The 1,228-nt window shown below is 68.6% G+C and carries 3 protein-coding genes; all 3 read right to left on the bottom strand.

The features are described from left to right. On the bottom strand, positions 1 to 354 hold a 354-nt coding region (locus tag ACQKIP_RS47770), incomplete at its 3' end, for an SAM-dependent methyltransferase (RefSeq protein WP_427745905.1). A 76-nt stretch (positions 355 to 430) separates the two neighbouring features. Then, positions 431 to 649: a DUF397 domain-containing protein gene (locus ACQKIP_RS47765; protein ID WP_427745906.1), complete on the bottom strand. Its 219-nt coding sequence runs from the start codon at positions 647 to 649 to the stop codon at positions 431 to 433. Positions 650 to 678: 29 nt separating this feature from the next. Then, the coding region (locus ACQKIP_RS47760) for a DUF5753 domain-containing protein (protein WP_427745904.1) at positions 679 to 1,228 on the bottom strand (550 nt) is incomplete at its 5' end.

Below are 1,228 nucleotides of genomic sequence, written 5' to 3'. Positions count from 1 at the left end.
CAGCAGGGCGGCCGCGTGGGCGAGCACGATGCGGTCGTTGTCGCAGTAGACGACCCGGGACTCCGGCGCGGCCTGCTGCGCGATCTGGTGCAGGTTGGGCTCGGTCGGGATGCCGGTGCCGATGTCGAGCCACTGGCGGATGCCGTGTTCTTGCGCCAGGACGCGGGTTGCCCGGTGCATGAACGCCCGGTTCTCGCGGGCGGTGACCGGGAGGCCGGGATGGGCCTTGGCCGCGATCTGGGCCGCATCCTTGTCGATCTCGAAATGGTCCTTGCCGCCGAGGAAGTAGTCGTACATCCGGGCCGAGTGCGGCCTGCTCGTGTCGAGATCCCGGCCAGGCTGCCTGGTGTTCATGATTTTCCTTTCACCCGTGTCTGTCGGCCCGCAGGCCAGGAACGGGACGGCCTCTGCGTCCCCGGCCGCAGCCGATTCACCCGGCGGCCAGGTGATCGGCCAGACCCTCTTTCACTCCGCGGACGAATGCGGCGATCTCCTGCGGGGTGTAGATCAGCGCCGGCCCGGCCGGGTCGGTGGACTGCCGCAGGGCCACACGGCCGTCGGCGAGCCGTTTCGTTTCGACGCACTGGCCGCCGTTCGGCCCGCTCCAGGGGCGCTCCCACCCCTGTTCCCCGAGGTCGCGGGCCGGCATCCCGTTGTAGACGCCGTGGTTGGTGATGGTCACGAGTACTCCTTGCGCATACGGTTCAAAAGCGCCCGGCTGTCCCGGGACGACGTCGACAGCGCCATCCGGGAGTGCGCCTCGAGATGGGCGACGACGTCCGCGCGCTGGTCCAGATAGACGGAGGCGGACAGCAGTTCGCTGTAGACGATGTCGGGCAGCTCGGGTTCCTCGAAGCGGAAATACGTGAACGGGGCGCACGCCCCGGCATGCGCACCCGCGTCGAAGGGCACGATGTCGAGGCTGACATGCGCCAGTTCGGTCACGTCCAGGAGCTTTTCTATCTGCTCCCGCATCACGTCGGGGCTGCCCACCTGGCGGTGCAGGACTGCTTCGTCCAGGACCGCCCACAGCGTGGGAGCGTCCTCTTTCTCCAGCAGGCTCTGGCGGCGCAGCCGCAACTCCACGCGGCGCTCGAGTTCTTCCTGGCTTCCGTTCGGCATTCCGCCGCGCAGCACGGTGCGGGCGTAGAGGGGAGTCTGCAGCAGGCCGGTGACGTACTGCGGCTCGTAGGTACGCAGCGTCTTGGCGCTGGTCTCCAGGCTGACG

Origin of the sequence: Streptomyces sp. NPDC059900 (assembly GCF_050270335.1) — a bacterium.
Lineage (GTDB): Bacteria > Actinomycetota > Actinomycetes > Streptomycetales > Streptomycetaceae > Streptomyces.
This window is presented reverse-complemented; position numbering and strand designations above follow the sequence as displayed.